13 protein-coding genes are annotated in these 15,086 nt (G+C 71.9%); 9 read left to right on the top strand and 4 right to left on the bottom strand.

Features of this window, described 5'->3' with window-relative positions; translation table 11 throughout:
• Window positions 1–23: 23 nt before the first annotated feature.
• From ACIBCM_RS33710 to ACIBCM_RS33690, 5 genes are all read left to right on the top strand, one after another.
• Window positions 24–305 (top strand): phosphoribosyl-ATP diphosphatase, encoded by a 282-nt coding sequence (locus tag ACIBCM_RS33710; protein ID WP_399250003.1) that lies wholly within the window; start codon window positions 24–26, stop codon window positions 303–305.
• 103 nt (window positions 306–408) lie between these two features.
• A complete protein-coding gene (gene hisG, locus ACIBCM_RS33705) occupies window positions 409–1,257 on the top strand; it encodes an ATP phosphoribosyltransferase (RefSeq protein WP_399250001.1) in 849 nt (282 codons plus the stop codon).
• Window positions 1,258–1,310: 53 nt separating this feature from the next.
• Window positions 1,311–1,775 carry a PH domain-containing protein gene (locus tag ACIBCM_RS33700; protein ID WP_399250071.1) on the top strand — a complete coding sequence of 155 codons (465 nt, stop codon included), beginning with the start codon at window positions 1,311–1,313 and terminating at the stop codon, window positions 1,773–1,775.
• A gap of 250 nt (window positions 1,776–2,025) precedes the next feature.
• Window positions 2,026–3,462, top strand: coding sequence for a hemolysin family protein (locus tag ACIBCM_RS33695; RefSeq protein ID WP_399249999.1), 1,437 nt, complete (start codon window positions 2,026–2,028; stop codon window positions 3,460–3,462).
• Window positions 3,459–4,541: a hemolysin family protein gene (locus ACIBCM_RS33690; RefSeq protein ID WP_399249998.1), complete on the top strand. Its 1,083-nt coding sequence runs from the start codon at window positions 3,459–3,461 to the stop codon at window positions 4,539–4,541. The genes ACIBCM_RS33695 and ACIBCM_RS33690 overlap by 4 nt, the downstream gene beginning before the upstream one ends.
• A gap of 626 nt (window positions 4,542–5,167) precedes the next feature.
• Here the strand turns inward: ACIBCM_RS33690 and ACIBCM_RS33685 are convergent.
• Together ACIBCM_RS33685 and ACIBCM_RS33680 are read right to left on the bottom strand one after the other, a co-directional pair.
• Window positions 5,168–7,057, bottom strand: coding sequence for an AAA family ATPase (locus ACIBCM_RS33685; RefSeq protein WP_399250069.1), 1,890 nt, complete (start codon window positions 7,055–7,057; stop codon window positions 5,168–5,170).
• A 405-nt stretch (window positions 7,058–7,462) separates the two neighbouring features.
• Window positions 7,463–8,077 (bottom strand): uridine kinase, encoded by a 615-nt coding sequence (locus ACIBCM_RS33680; protein WP_399249996.1) that lies wholly within the window; start codon window positions 8,075–8,077, stop codon window positions 7,463–7,465.
• A gap of 372 nt (window positions 8,078–8,449) precedes the next feature.
• On the opposite strand from ACIBCM_RS33680, the gene ACIBCM_RS33675 reads away from it, so the two are divergent.
• The 3 genes from ACIBCM_RS33675 (at window position 8,450) to ACIBCM_RS33665 (ending at window position 11,079) form a co-directional block, all read left to right on the top strand.
• On the top strand, window positions 8,450–9,811 hold the full coding sequence (locus ACIBCM_RS33675; RefSeq protein ID WP_399249994.1) for a peptidase C39 family protein: 1,362 nt from the start codon (window positions 8,450–8,452) through the stop codon (window positions 9,809–9,811).
• Window positions 9,812–10,027: 216 nt separating this feature from the next.
• Window positions 10,028–10,198 (top strand): SCO1431 family membrane protein, encoded by a 171-nt coding sequence (locus ACIBCM_RS33670; RefSeq protein ID WP_399249992.1) that lies wholly within the window; start codon window positions 10,028–10,030, stop codon window positions 10,196–10,198.
• Window positions 10,199–10,371: 173 nt separating this feature from the next.
• Entirely contained in the window at window positions 10,372–11,079 is a 708-nt protein-coding gene (locus ACIBCM_RS33665) for a TetR/AcrR family transcriptional regulator (RefSeq protein WP_399249990.1), read from the top strand.
• 144 nt (window positions 11,080–11,223) lie between these two features.
• Here the strand turns inward: ACIBCM_RS33665 and ACIBCM_RS33660 are convergent, their stop codons facing one another.
• The gene (locus ACIBCM_RS33660; protein WP_399249988.1) at window positions 11,224–12,495 is read right to left on the bottom strand and encodes a glycoside hydrolase family 18 protein; all 1,272 of its coding nucleotides are present in this window, start codon (window positions 12,493–12,495) and stop codon (window positions 11,224–11,226) included.
• Window positions 12,496–12,853: 358 nt separating this feature from the next.
• On the opposite strand from ACIBCM_RS33660, the gene ACIBCM_RS33655 reads away from it, so the two are divergent.
• The gene (locus ACIBCM_RS33655) at window positions 12,854–14,026 is read left to right on the top strand and encodes an acyl-CoA dehydrogenase family protein (RefSeq protein ID WP_399249986.1); all 1,173 of its coding nucleotides are present in this window, start codon (window positions 12,854–12,856) and stop codon (window positions 14,024–14,026) included.
• Window positions 14,027–14,325: 299 nt separating this feature from the next.
• Here the strand turns inward: ACIBCM_RS33655 and ACIBCM_RS33650 are convergent.
• On the bottom strand, window positions 14,326–15,086 hold a 761-nt coding region (locus ACIBCM_RS33650), incomplete at its 5' end, for a gamma-glutamyltransferase (RefSeq protein ID WP_399249984.1).

The following is a 15,086-nucleotide window of genomic DNA, read 5'->3' as shown; positions in this document are numbered from 1 at the left end:
GCACCCCGTACCCTGAGACCATCATGGCGAACACGACCCGCAAAAGTTTCGAAGAGCTCTTCGCCGAGCTCCAGCTCAAGGCGAAGACCGGCGACCCCGCCACCTCCCGCACCGCCGAGCTGGTGGACAAGGGCGTCCATGCCATCGGAAAGAAGGTCGTCGAGGAGGCCGCCGAGGTGTGGATGGCCGCCGAGTACGAGGGCAAGGAAGCCGCCGCCGAGGAGATCTCGCAGCTGCTGTACCACGTCCAGGTGATGATGGTCGCACGCGGGATCTCGCTCGACGACGTCTACGCCCATCTCTGACCGTCCCCGTCGGATCCGTCCCCGCCCCGGCTCTTGCGCGACGCCGCGCACCACCGCTCACCCGTACCGCACTCCCCGCACCTCACGTAAGGAAGCCGACCTCATGCTGCGCATCGCCGTCCCCAACAAGGGTTCACTGTCCGGACCTGCGTCGGCGATGCTCCATGAGGCCGGCTACCAGCAGCGCAAGGAGTCCAAGGAACTGGTGCTCGTGGACCCGGAGAACGAGGTCGAGTTCTTCTATCTGCGTCCGCGCGACATCGCGATCTACGTCAGCTCCGGCCGTCTCGACATCGGTATCACCGGCCGTGATCTGCTGCTCGACTCCGGCGCCAGCGCCGAGGAGATCCTCCAGCTCGGCTTCGCCCGCTCCACCTTCCGCTACGCCACCAAGCCCGGCACCGCCGGGGGCGTCCAGGACTTCGGCGGGATGACCGTGGCGACCTCGTACGAGGGCATCGTCGCCAAGCACCTTGCGGAGAACGGCATCGACGCCTCCGTCGTCCACCTCGACGGCGCCGTCGAGACCGCGATCGAACTGGGTGTCGCCCAGATCATCGCGGACGTCGTCGAGACCGGCACCTCGCTGCGCAACGCGGGTCTGGAGGTCATCGGCGAGCCGATCATGACCTCGGAGGCGGTGGTGATCCGCCGCACCGGGGCCGACGCCTCGGAGCCGAAGGTCCAGCAGTTCCTGCGCCGCCTCCAGGGCGTCCTGGTCGCCCGCAGCTACGTGATGATGGACTACGACTGCCGGGTCGAGCACCTGGAGCGGGCCGTCGCACTCACCCCCGGCCTGGAGTCCCCGACCATCTCGCCCCTGCACCACGAGGGCTGGGTCGCCGTCCGCTCGATGGTCGCCGCCCAGGAGGCCCAGCGGATCATGGACGATCTCTACGACCTGGGGGCCCGGGCCATCCTCACCACCGCCATCCACGCCTGCAGGCTCTGAGGCACCACGGGTGCCTCGGAGGGATCCGAGAGATCTGAGAGATGACCGAGACCATGCCCGCCTCCGCCCCCCGCGTCCCGGAAGCACCCGCGCTCCCGGTCACCTTCCGGCCGAACCGGACCCGTGTCGTCCTGCTCGTCGTCGGCACCGTGATGTTCGGTGTGATCACCACCGTCGGGCTGACACTGGAACAGCTCAGCTTCGGGGAGCGGATCAGCTTCGTCGTCACCGCGCTGCTCTTCCTCGGGGCGCTGTACCTGCTGAGCAGGCCGAAGGTGGTCGCGGAGGAGTCGGGCGTCACCGTCGTCAACTTCACCCGCGTACGGCGCCTGGAGTGGGCGGAGATCCTGCGGGTCAACCTCCGTCCGGGTGATCCCTGGGTGTTCCTCGACCTGAGCGACGGCACCAGCCTGCCCGCGCTCGGCATCCAGCCCGGGATCGCCCGCCGGCAGGCCATCGCCGACGCCCGTGCGCTGCGCGCGCTCGCCGACGCCCGCGGGTCCGGCGAGCTCTCCTGAGGACCGACCCGGCCCACCCGGGGTCGGCCAGGGCGGTGATGCCCGGCGCCACCCCTGCCCGGGGCACGGCGTCCATGACTACTCTGGTCGTGGCGGCGCCCGGTGTGCGCCGTTCCGCGTCATCCGGCCGTCGGCGGCAGCTCGCCGCCGACGGCCCGCGGAACCCCCTGCGAACCGAGGAGTGACTCCCTCAGGCAATGGACGGATCGTCCGGTAGTACCCGCGCCGCCCCCTCCCGGGAGGCGGCGGTATGAACACCCCCCTGTTGCTGCTGTGCGCGGCATTCCTCCTCATCCTCGCCAACGGATTCTTCGTGGCCGCCGAGTTCGGCCTCGTCACCGTCGAGCGGCCCGACGCCGAACGGGCCGCGGCCGACGGGGACCGCAGAGCCCGCGGAGTCGTCAAGGCGCTGCGGGAGCTGTCGTTCCAGCTGTCGGGCACCCAGCTCGGCATCACCCTCACCTCACTGGTCGTCGGCATGCTCGCCGAGCCCGCGCTCGCGGGTCTGCTCGACGGTCCCCTCACCGTGACCGGGCTGCCCGAAGGGGCCGTCTCCGGGATCGCGGTGGTCGTCGGGATGCTGCTCGCCTCCGCCGTCCAGATGGTGATCGGCGAGCTGGTCCCCAAGAACTGGGCGGTCTCCCGGCCGCTCCAGGTCGCCCGGTTCGTCGCCGGCCCCCAGCAGGTGTTCTCGACCGTGTTCCGGCCGGTCATCACGCTGCTGAACGCCGTCGCCAACCGTCTCGTACGGCTCTTCGGCGTCGAACCCGCCGAGGAACTGGCATCCGCCCGCACCCCCGGGGAGCTGGTGTCCCTGGCCCGGCACTCGGCCCGGGCGGGAGCCCTGGAGCAGGACACCGCGGACCTGTTCGTCCGCTCCCTGACGCTCGGCCATCTCACGGCCCAGCATGTGATGACCCCCCGGGTCCGGATGAACGCCCTCCAGAGCGACGCCACCGCGGCGGACGTCCTCAACCTCACCCGCGCGACCGGGCTCTCGCGCTTCCCCGTCTACCGCGAGAGCATCGACGAGATCGTCGGCATGGTCCATCTCAAGGGCGCGCTCGCCGTACCGGCGCCCGAGCGTATCCGCACCCCGGTCGAGGCGGTCGCCGTGCCACCTCTGCTGGTGCCGGGCACCCTGCCCGTACAGCGGCTGCTGGAGCGGCTGCGCAGCGAGCAGCCGATCGCGGTGGTGGTCGACGAGTACGGGGGTACGGCCGGGGTCGTCACCCTGGAGGACATCGTCGAGGAGCTGGTCGGCGAGGTGCGCGACGAGCACGACACCGAGTGCGACGCCCGGCTCGAACTCGCGCCGCTGCCCGCCGAGGACGGCAGTCCCGTCTGGGAGGCCGACGGCAGTTGCCGGGTGCTCACCCTGCGCCGGATAGGCCTCGAGGTGCCCGACGGGCCGTACGAGACCGTGGCCGGGCTGGTCGCCGATCTGCTGGGGCGCATCCCCGCTCCCGGCGACCGGGCCGAGCTGCCGGGCTGGCGGCTCTCCGTACGGCAGGTGGACCGCTACCGCGCGGAGCGGGTCCGGCTGGTCCGTACGGCGGAGAGCACGGCGGCCCGGTCCTGGCCGGCCGCCGCCGGAGCGGTGGCCTCCGCGGGCGAGCCGGCCGTGGCCGGGCCCCGGTCGCTGACGGGGGTCATGACGGGGTCCGTGACGGAGGGCGCCCGATGAGCGCACTGCAACTGGTGCTCGCGGGACTGCTCGTGCTCACCAACGGCTTCTTCGTGGGCGCCGAGTTCGCCCTGGTCTCCGTACGCCGCAGCCAGATCGAGCCCCTGGCGGCGGCCGGGTCGGCACGCGCCCGGCAGGTGCTGCACGGGCTGGAGAATCTGCCGCAGATGATGGCGGCGGCCCAGTTCGGCATCACCGTCTGCTCACTGACACTGGGCGCGGTCGCCGAGCCGACCGTGGCGCATCTGCTGGAACCGGTGTTCCACGCCGCCAGGGTCCCCGGCGAGCTGATCCATCCGCTGGGCTATGTGATCGCGCTGGCGGTGGTCGTCTTTCTGCATCTGGTCATCGGCGAGATGGTCCCGAAGAATCTGGCGATGGCCGCGCCGGAGCGGACCGCGCTCTGGTTCAGCCCCGGGCTGGTCGCCTTCGCCCGGCTGTGCCGCCCGGTGACGGCGGCGCTCGGGGTGTGCGCCCGGGTGGTGCTGCGGGCCTTCAGGGTCGAGCCCAGGGACGAGGTGGAGGCGGTGTTCACCAGCACCCAGCTGGGGCGGCTCGTCGAGGACTCGGGCCAGGCGGGGCTGCTGGATCCGGCCGAGCAGGAGCGGCTGGAGGACGCGCTGGTGCTGGGCAGCCGCCCGGTGACCGATGTGCTGATCGCCCGTTCCGCCCTGGTGACGGTCCCGCCGTCGGTCACCCCCAGCCGGATCGAGGAGCTGACGGTACGCACCGGCTACTCCCGCTTTCCCGTCAGCGGTGAGGGCACCGGACCGTTCATGGGCTATCTCCACGTCAAGGATGTCCTCGATCTGGAGGAGCCCGACCGGGCGGTGCCCCAGCACATCTGGAGGCCCATGGCGACCCTGCGCTCCGAGCTGCCCCTGGACGACGCCCTCACCGTGATGCGCCGGGCGGCGGCCCATCTCGCGCAGGTCGCCGACGCGTCGGGGGAGGTGCTGGGGCTGGTGGCGCTGGAGGACGTCCTGGAGACGCTCGTCGGCGAGGTCCGTGATCCGTCCCACCGGGCCGGGGCCGTCCGTACGACCCGCACCACGGGTGACATCGCGCTGGCGGGCTGAGGCGGTGCGGTGCTCCGGGGGCGGGGCGGGGCGGGTGTGCGGGTTGCTTGTCGGGGGCGCTGCCCCCGAACCCCCGCGCCTCAAACGCCGGCGGGGCTGAAAACACCGGACCGTTGCCCTGGCCGGGGCTGCGGGGCAGGTGGTTGGGGTCGGCCCGCCCTGTCGGTCCGGCGCTCCTGGGCGGGCGGTGTCTGTGCTGGTCCACCCGGCAGTTCTGGTGCTGCGTGCGGGGCCGACCCATCCGGCCCGTCCGGCGTTTGAGGGCGGACGGTGGGCCGGGTGTGCGGGTTGCTTGTCGGGGGCGCTGCCCCCGAACCCCCGCGCCTCAAACGCCGGCGGGGCTGATGACACCGGGCCGGTGCCGAGGTCGGTCCGCCCTGCCGGTACGTGGTGCTGCCCCATCCAGCCCGTCCGGCGTTTGAGGACGGACCTGCGGCCGAGGTGTGGGGTCGTTGCGTTGGAGGGGTCGGCCCTCGAACCCCTGCGCCTCAAACACCGCAGGGCTGGTACGTGGTGCTGGCCCATTCAGCCCGTCCGGCGTTTGAGGACGGACCTGCGGCCGAGGCGTGGGGGCGCCGCGTCGGAGGGGCCGGCGCCCGGGCCCCGTGCGCCAATCGTCGGCGGGGTCAGGCCAGGGGTGGGTCCTGGGGGCGGTCGAGGGGGCCGCGGCCCGAGAGGACCTCTCCGTACGCCTGCATCAGATCCGGGAGCCGGAGGGTCGACAGGTCCTCACGGGTCGGCGTGCCCGGATAGCCGGACAGCCGCAGGTCCCGGTACGCGCAGCTCTTCTCGTACAGCGTGCGAAGGAACCGTCCGTTGCCCAGCTCGTCGATCCAGCTCTGGTCGACGACATGGCCGCAGATGGAGCGCAGTTCCTCGACGGCCTCCTCGTCCCATACATCGCCGTTCTCCGCGGCCAGCACCCCGCCTATCGCGGTCAGCTCCAGCGGGCGGTACGAGGGGAAATCGACCCGGGTGGTGAAGCGGGAGGTCAGCCCCGGGTTGGCGGCGAGCAGACGGTCCATGCCCTCCGGATAGCCGGCCAGGATGACCACCAGGTGGTCGCGGTTGTCCTCGGCCCGCTTCAGCAGGACCTGGAGGGCCTCGTCGCCGTAGGCGTCACCCTTGGAGTACGCGGTGTTGGACAGGCTGTACGCCTCGTCGACGAACAGCACCCCACCGAGCGCCGAGTCGATCAGCTCATTGGCCTTCACCGCCGTCTGGCCCAGGAACTCACCGACCAGATCGGAGCGCTGGGCCTCCACCAGATGGTCCCCGCCGAGCAGCCCGAGGGCGTAGAAGACCCGTCCCAGTATCCGGGCGACGGTGGTCTTGCCCGTGCCGGAGGGGCCGGAGAAGACGAAATGCCGCTTCGGCGGCTGTACGGGCAGCCCCTGGGTCGCCCGCAGCCGGGCCATCTCCAGTTGGGCGGAGAGCGCCTTGACCTGTCTTTTCACCGGCTCCATGCCCACCATGCGCTCCAGCTCGCTGAGCGCCTCGGCGAGGAGCGCGGGGTCGGTGGGCCCCGAGGGGAAGAGCGGGGGAGCGGGCTGCGGGGGCGGTACCGCCCGCCGGCGCATGAACTCGGGAGGCTCGGCGGGCACCGCACCCGGCGGCTGGGTCCCCGGATCGCCGCCTGCCCGCGGGTCGCCCGCCGGTATCGAGTCCCCCTCGGCCCGCTCCTCGGAGACGTCCGGGCCGTAGCCCGCGAGCGACACGGCGAGGCCCCCGGTCTCGTCGTAGCCGTCGATCCCGTCGTAGTCCGCGATCGCCGTCAACCGTGCCGAGGTGTCCATGAACGCCGGATCGATCCGGTGGACGGCCCGGTAGAGCGGCAGGGCCGCCGCGCTGCGGCCGGTGCCCTCATGGGCGCGGGCCAGCCAGTAGCGCAGTTCCTTGCGCTGCGGCTGCTCGCTGCGGCAGCGCATCAGCGCGGCGGACAGCAGCGGCTCGGCCTGCCCGTACATCTCCAGCCGCACCCGTGCCATCCCGCCGAACAGCCCGGCCTCGATCCCCAGCAGAGGATCGTTCACCAGCGGTTCGGTGTGGCGTACCAGCTGCTCCCAGTCCTTGACGAGATAGGCCCGGCAGGCGTGCAGAAAGCGGACCTGGGGGTCGGCGTCGACGGGCGGCAGGCCGGCGAGCGCCTGGTCCAGCTCGGGCACATGGCGGCCGTCGAGCCAGTGCGAGGCGTGTGCGAGCAACAGATCGCGCGGGCTCTCCAGCACCGGCTGGACCCACCAGCCGAGCCAGTACCAGGAGTTGAGGGTACGGCGGTGCCGGGAGCGCTGCTCGCCGAAGCGGTCGCGGGCCCGGTGCATCCGCAGCAGCGCGGTCGTGGTGTCGACGCGCAGCGCGTGCAGCCCGAGCCAGCCGTCCGCCATCCCGGGGTCGAGCCGCACCGCGGTGCGGAACTCCTCTTCCGCCTGGGGGTAGGCCCCCATGGTGTACGCGTCCACGCCGCGCACCCAGGCGAGGTCGGCCGGGGCCTGCGCGCCCTGCGTGCCGATGTCCATCAAGTCCCCCACAAAGTGCACCTGTGCCGTGTATTCCCGGGGCGACCCCCGGAACCCCCGGCGCCGGGTGGGCGACGTGGGTGACGCACTGAACCGCCTTGCCGTGGACGGGATTTGACCCCACCGAAGTGCATCGTACCTGCGCAGGGACGCCCAGCTTAAGGGCACCACGAAGTGATCCGGCGGCGGTGACCGAGGGTGAAGGCGCCGGGTCGGGGGCCTGGGGGGAGAGGGCAGAACGAAGCCCCCGATCACGGGGGAACAACCGGGGGCTTCGCGTCTGTGCGAGCTTGAGAAAGCCGCACATTGAGAACGTAAGACCTGTACACCCTGTCGGTCAAGCGGAGTTCAGGCCCTCATCGGGACGGTCGCAGACCGCCGGTATGCCAAGGGGAGCCGGTCACTCTATGTGATGATCTGATTCTTTGGCGCGGTCGCAGAAGGTCCCGGCAGCACCAGGTACCCCTCGGGCAGCTCCTTCACCAGCGCATCCGCGAACGGACGTGACGGGTCGGCCAGGAAATGGCGGGTCTCCGCCGCTGTCCAGCTGTCCCAGAAGGCGGAGAGGCCGATTCCGTCGCGCCGGCGGCCGCGCAGCCAGGAGTCCCCGGGATCCCGTTCCATCCAGAGCAGCCGGGCCAGATGGGGGCGCAGCACCGCCCGGCCCGCGCCGACGCCCTCGACGAGCACCACCGGGGCCGGTTCGAGCGCGCGCGGCCCGGCGAAGCGGCGCGCCTTCCAGTCGTACGGCGTGTACCGCGCGGTCCCGCCGTGCGCGAGCGGCCCGATCACCTGGGTGAGCAGTCTGTCCGTCCAGGCGAAGTACTCCTCGTGGCTCGCCAGATCGTCGAGATGCAGTACGGGTGCGCTCTCCCCGGCCACGGCGAGGGCGGTGGCGAGCCGCGCGGCGAACGTGCTCTTGCCCGAGCCCGCGTGACCGTCGACCGCCACCAGCCGTACCGGCCCGCAGGAGGGCGGCAGCGCGCGCAGATCCCGGGCACACCGGTCGAGGTCGTCCATCCGGCCACCCTACGGCGCGGTGCGCCGACACCGCCGTTGCCAGTGGGCCGGACCAATGTTGGTGGGACGACGCGGCTTCCGGACGCTGGCCGAACGCGGGCGGGACCGGGATAGTGGCCACGGCGCGCTGCCGCCCCGTGAGCGCGCCCGGAGGGAGCCGTACCGCATGGAGTCACGTGGTACGGAGCCGTACCGCGCACGAGCCGCACGGGTGCCGTACCGCGTGGGGATCCACCACGCGGAGGCGCGACCCGCGCGGGAGTACCACCGCACCACGGTCCGCACCGGGATCCGGACGGCGATCCGCGATCCGCACGACGACCGGCAGTACGACCCGTATCCGATGCCGAGCACACCCGACTTGGGGGTTCCATGGCCAGAGCCACTTCCCGCAGAACCGTGCTGGGCGCCGCGATCGCGGTGGCCGCGGGGGCGGGAGCGCTGTCCTCGTCGGCCGCCGCCGCCGACCGCTCCGCCACTTCCGGCGCCGCCGGGCGGACGGCCCGCTCCGTGGACAACCGCTTCTGGTCCTCCTACACCGACTGGCACCGCGGTACGCCGGACGGCACCCGGCCCTCGGCCGGCCGGCGCGCCGGTGTGGTCATCGCCCGCCCGGCGGGGACCGTGGAGTACACCGACCCGCACACCGGGCGTACCGAGCCCTGGGAGTACGGCAGCTGGACCTCGCCCGTCCACCGGTCCACGGTCCCCGCGACCGAGGTCGTGGCCTCCTGGAACGCGCGTACCCCGCCCGGCACCTGGCTCCAGGTGGAGCTGGCCGGGACCTACTCCGACGGGAGCGCGACCCCGTGGTTCGTGATGGGCCGCTGGGCGGCGGGCGACGAGGACATCAAGCGCACCTCGGTCGACGACCAGACCGACGGCAGGGCCACGATCTGGACGGACACCTTCTCGGTCGACGACCCCGCGAGCGGTGTCCGGCTGTCCTCGTACCGTCTGCGGCTCACGCTCTACCGCAGGCCGGGCGCCCGGCTGACCCCGGTGGTCTGGCGGCTCGGCGCGATGGCGTCGGACGTGCCCGACCGCTTCACCGTGCCCGCGTCCGAGCCGGGGCCCGCGCGGGAGCTGGCCGTACCGCGCTACTCGCAGAACATCCACATCGGGCGGTATCCGGAGTACGACAACGGCGGTGAGGCGTGGTGCAGCCCGACCTCCTCGCAGATGATCATCGAGTACTGGGGCCGGCGGCCCCGCGCGGAGGATCTGGCCTGGGTCGATCCGGCCTTCGACGACCCCCAGGTCTGCCATGCGGCCCGTCAGACCTTCGACCACCAGTACGACGGCTGCGGGAACTGGCCCTTCAACGCCGCCTACGCGGCGACCTACCCGGGCATGAACGCGGTGGTGACCCGGCTGTCGTCGCTGACCGAGCTGGAGCGGCTGGTCCGGGCCGGAATCCCGGCCATAACGTCGCAGTCGTTCCTGAAGGAGGAGCTGACCGGCGCGGGCTACGGCACCGCGGGCCATCTGATGACCGTGATCGGATTCACACCCGACGGCGATGTGATCGCCAACGACCCGGCCTCGCCGGGCAATGACGCCGTACGCCGGGTCTACCGCAGACGGGAGTGGGAAAACATCTGGCTCCGGACGAAACGGTACAACGCGAGCGGGAGAGTGGTGTCCGGCACGGGTGGCGTCTGCTATCTGTACTGGCCGGAGCACCCCTCGCCCGCCCAGCGCCGGGCGCTGGCGGCCGTGGGCATCCACTGACGGGCACGCGGGCGCCTGTCGGGTCGGCCGGCGGTGGGTTCCCGGGGGCGGGAGACGTAGGTCACTGCCTCCGGGGCCCTGCCCTGGCACTGTGGGTCCGGACCAAAGGGACATGTCGTTCCCGGGGTATACGCCCGGAGCGTGCTCTCCGGGCGCGGGTCCGGAGCGCGCGTCCGGGAGCCGCGCACACCCGCACTTCGAGCAAATGAGACCGCCATGACCTCAAGCGCCACTCCCGTTCCCGCCGTCGCCGTTGCCTTGGCCCCGGCCGAGTCCCGTGCCCGGACGGGAGGCCCCGGTGACGAGTCGAACGTCCTGGAGCACATCCTCGGCTGGACCCTGGTCGTCGTGCTCGCCGTCCTGGTCACCCGTCTCGGCCTGATGTAGCCGTTCCCGACTCCGCCCGCCGGCCCGGAATCGTCCGTCCCGCGGGCAGGCACCGGTGCGGTGGCGGACACGCCGGGAGCGCCCGGACTTCCGGGGCAGCCCGTCCGAACGGCTGTGCGGCTCTGTCATACTGCGCAGATCCTGCGTCACATACGAGACGAGGCGGGCGGGCATTGGACAAGGGTGAACAGCGCGGAGCGACCGAGAGGTCCCGGATCCGGCGTAACGAACTCATCGCGACCGGCCGGAAGTTGTTCGCCGACACCTCCTACGACGCACTGTCGATGGACGACATCGCACGCCACGCCGGGGTCGCCAAGGGCCTGATCTACTACTACTTCAAGAGCAAGCGCGGCTACTACCTCGCGGTCATCGAGGACTCCGTCGCGGATCTGGTCTCGCGTGCGTCCGGCGACACAGGGGCGCCCCGTGCCCAGCGGGTGCGGCGCACGGTCGACGGATATCTGCGGTACGCCCAGAACAACCAGGCCGCGTTCCGCACCATCGTCACCGGCGGGGTCGGGTTCGACACCCAGGTGCAGTCCCTCAGGGACGGGGTGCGCGAGGAGCTGATCCACACCATCGCGGAGGGCGCGTACGGCCGGCGGGACATCCCGGTGCTCGCCCGGCTCGCGCTGCTGGGCTGGCTCAGCGGTGTCGAGCAGATCACGCTGGACTGGCTGGCCCAGCGGGAGCCGGACCGGGAACTGGTCTGCGCGCTGCTGATGCGGCTGCTCAGGGCGACCCTCGGCACCATCGAGGAGTTCGAGCCGGGCTGTCCGCAGCCGCCGCGCGAGCCGGTGCCGCCGCCGTATCCGCAGGACGACGGCCGGGGTGCCGCCGCCGTGCCGGGCGGAACGGGCGCGCCCGCCGCTCCCTGAGCGCCGCCGTCCTGCTGCCCTGCCGGTCTCGGGCCCTGAAGACCACGATCGCGCGGGGCGTGGAAACACAGGGCGGGGAGCCGGATCGGCTCCCCGCCCCTTGTGCGCCCGGCGCCCCTTGTGCGCCCGGCGGCCGGTGTGCTGTTAGCGGAGCGACTTGATGAGCTCACCGTCGGCGGTGTCGCCGCTCAGCTCCCAGAAGAACGTGCCGCCCAGCCCCTGCTGGTTCTTGTAGTTCATCTTCCCGGCGAGGGTGGCGGGGGTGTCGTAGCTCCACCACTGGTTGCCGCAGAAGGCGTACGCGGTGCCGCCGACCGTCCCGTTCGCCGGGCACCGGTTCTTCAGCTCCTTGTAGTCGTCGATGCCCTGCTCGTACTTGCCGGGGGCGGGGCCCGACGCCGTGCCGCCGGGCGCGCTCTGGGTCACTCCGTTCCAGCCGCGTCCGTAGAACCCGACTCCGAGGAGCAGCTTGGAGGAGGGCACGCCCAGGCCCTTGAGCTTCTGGATCGCCGCGTCGGAGTTGAAGCCGTCCTGCGGGATGCCCGGGTAGGAGGTGAGCGGCGAGTGCGGGGCCGTCGGGCCCTGGGCCGCCCAGGCGCCGAAGAAGTCGTACGTCATCGGGAGGTACCAGTCGACGTACCTGGCCGCCTCCGCGTAGTTCGCGGCGTCCATTTTTCCGCCGGCCGACGCGTCCGCCGTGATGGCCGCGGTCACCAGATTCGTACTGCCGAACCGGGCGCGCAGGGCGGACATCACCGCGGGGAAGGACTCGCGGCCGCTGCTGTCACAGGTCAGACCGCAGGCGTTGGGGTACTCCCAGTCGATGTCGATGCCGTCGAAGACATCCGCCCAGCGCGGGTCCTCGACCAGCCGGTAGCAGGACTCGGCGAAGGCCGCGGGGTTGGCCGCCGCCTGGCCGAAGCCGCCGGACCAGGTCCAGCCGCCGAACGACCAGATGATCTTCAGATTCGGGTTCTGCTTCTTGAGCTTGCGCAGCTGGTTGAAGTTGCCGCGCAGCGGCTGGTCCCAGGTGTCCGCCACACCGTCGACGCTCTGGTCGGCGGTGTACGCCTTGTCGTAGTCGGCGTAGGAGTCGCCGATGGCGCACTGGCCGCCGGTGACATTGCCGAAGGCGTAGTTGATGTGCGTCAGCTTGGACGCCGAGCCGGAGGTGCTGATGTTCTTGACGTGGTAGTTGCGGGCGTAGATGCCCCATTGGGCGAAGTAGCCGATCACCTTGTCCCCGGCGGCGGCCGGCGCGGGAGCGGCGGCCCGGGCCGCGGGTGCGGCGGCGGGTGCGGAGGATTCGGCGGCGGCCGTGTGGGCCCCGCCGAGCAGGGTCGCTCCGAGTACGGCCGTACACGCCGCGGCGATCAGCGCCCGTACACGGGCGCGGGGGCGGAGGGGAACGGTCATGGGATCTCCTCGTGGGGGGAGAACAGTGGGGGGAAGGGATGCCGACCGTCTGACGACTTTGTCATGGACGCGGCCATTCCCGGGGGACGATAGAAGGTCTGGACCATTGGGGTCAATGGCTCCCCGCCCCGCCGCGGACAGCTTGGCGGGATGCGGTCGGGTGAAAGGCGTGAGGCCGCTGTGGTGATCGCCCCGTGACGCGACCTGCGCTGATCGGGCATACTCGACGCGCCAACGGCCGCCATCGAGCCTTTTCGTGATCCGGAAGGGCAGCATCGGCCTGGCAGAAAAACCGGTGGAACGCGCACACACCCGGTGCGCATCCACCGCAGCGCCCGACAGGGAGGAGAGCGCCGCCATGACCGACCGCGCCCCGCAGCCGGTGGAACGCCAGTTGCCCACCGAGGAGGCCGGGGACCTGCTGGCCCTGGTCCGCGAGATCGTCCAGCGGGAGATCGCCCCCGGGGCGGCCGAGGAGGAGGACGCGGGCCACTTCCCCCGCGAGGTCTTCGCCCTGCTGTCCGAATCGGGACTGCTCGGTCTCCCCTACGACGGGGAGTACGGCGGCGGCGACCAGCCGTACGAGGTCTACCTCCAGGTCCTCGAGGAACTCGCGGCCGCCCGGCTCACCGTGGGCCTCGGGGTCAGCGTCCACTCCCTCTCCTGCCACGCCCTCGCCGGATACGGCACCAAGGAGCAGCAGGCCGCCCATCTGCCCGCCATGCTCGGCGGCGGCCTCCTCGGCGCGTACTGCCTCTCCGAACCGTCATCCGGCTCCGACGCGGCGTCCCTGCGCACCCGGGCGGTGCGCGACGGCGACGACTGGCTGATCACCGGCACCAAGGCCTGGATCACCCACGGCGGGATCGCCGACTTCTACACGGTCCTCGCCCGGACCGGCGAGGAGGGCGCGCGCGGTATCACCGCCTTCCTGGTCCCCGGCGACGCCGAGCGTCTGACGTCCGCCGTGCCGGAGAGGAAGATGGGAATGAAGGGCTCGCCCACCGCGCAGCTCCACTTCGACGGGGTACGCGTCCCCGACGCCCGGCGCGTCGGCGACGAGGGCCAGGGCTTCGCGATCGCCCTCTCCGCCCTGGACTCGGGCCGGCTGGGGATCGCGGCCTGTGCGATCGGTGTCGCCCAGGCCGCCCTCGACGAGGCGCTGGCGTACGCCACCATGCGCCGTCAGTTCGGCCGGCCCATCGCGGACTTCCAGGGGCTGCGCTTTCTGCTCGCCGATATGGCGACCCGTGTCGAGGCGGGGCGCGCCCTGTATCTCGCGGCGGCCCGGCTGCGGGACGCGGGTCGCCCCTTCGTCCGGCAGGCCGCCATGGCGAAGCTGTTCTGCACGGACGCGGCGATGAGTGTGACGACCGACGCCGTCCAGGTGCTCGGCGGCTACGGGTACACCGCCGACTTTCCCGCCGAGCGCTTGATGCGCGAGGCCAAGGCGCTCCAGATCGTCGAGGGCACCAACCAGATCCAGCGCATGGTCATCGCCCGCCACCTCGTGGGCCCCGAGAGCCGATGAGGGCGCCGCCGGCGCGACGGCCCGCACGATCAGCCCCTGGTCACCGGGTCCGTCGTTGCCTCCGGGGCCGGTGACACCACCCGGTGCCGCGCCCCCGGGTGAGGGGCGCGGCACCGGGTCGGGGCGGGCGGCGTCCCGGGGGGTCGAGGGTTCGAACCCGACGGTTCCCGCGGTGAGTTCGTCGGCTTTCGGCGGCTTCGGGGCGCAAGTCGCCCGCTCTGTCGCTCGCGTGGCCCGGCGGGCCCGCCGGGGTCTCGGTGCCAGGAACCCGGCACCGGACCGTGCTCCCTCAGCCGCCCCTATGTGCTTGCGGCGCGGCCGAGGCGGCGGGGGTCGGCGGCGGCGTGGATGGTGCCGTCGGGGTCGAAGGCGAGGGCGTGGCAGCTGCCCATTTCGGGTTCCCAGGGGGAGACGGTGTGGAGGGGCAGTCCGCGGTCCTGGACGGCGCTGATGGTGTGTTCGCCCATGGTGGCCTCGGTCATCGGCCGGCGGCTGGGGTAGAGCGAGGCACCGAACAAGGGCTGTCGCACGGACTCGCCGGGGGTCATTCCGCGTTCCAGGACGTTGACCGCGTTCTGGAAGACGTTCTGCAACGCGGAGATACTCGGGGAGCCCGCGGTGAACACCGGACGGCCGTCCCGTACGGCGAGGAGGGACGTCGCCCATCCCACGGGCATCTTCACCATGGGGGAGGCGAACAGCGTGACGGGGCGGGGGACGATGACTCCGTCGACCATCAGTCCGACTCCGAAGGGGGTGGAGGTGGCCGAGTGGGTGCCGTGGGCGATCATGCCCCGCTCGTCGACGGCGACGATCGCGTTCGTGCCCATGTTCATCGCGTCGAACGGACGCGGCGGCCCGTGCAACACCCGCGGCAACAACTTCTCCGCGGCCTCGGGCGACACAGCCGCGAGCATGGCCTCCAGGGATTCATCGGGGTCGTAGAGGCCGTTGGGCACCGAGGTCAGTCCGTGGTGCCAGGCCTCCTCCACGATCCGGAGCATCAGATACAGACTCTCCGGATCCTCCGACGGCAACCCCCGCCCACCCAACCCCGCCA

It is taken from the genome of Streptomyces sp. NPDC051018, assembly GCF_044456085.1.
Classification (GTDB): Bacteria; Actinomycetota; Actinomycetes; order Streptomycetales; family Streptomycetaceae; genus Streptomyces.
The sequence above is the reverse complement of the archived record's forward strand: the minus strand, read 5'-3'. Positions and strand labels throughout refer to the sequence as shown.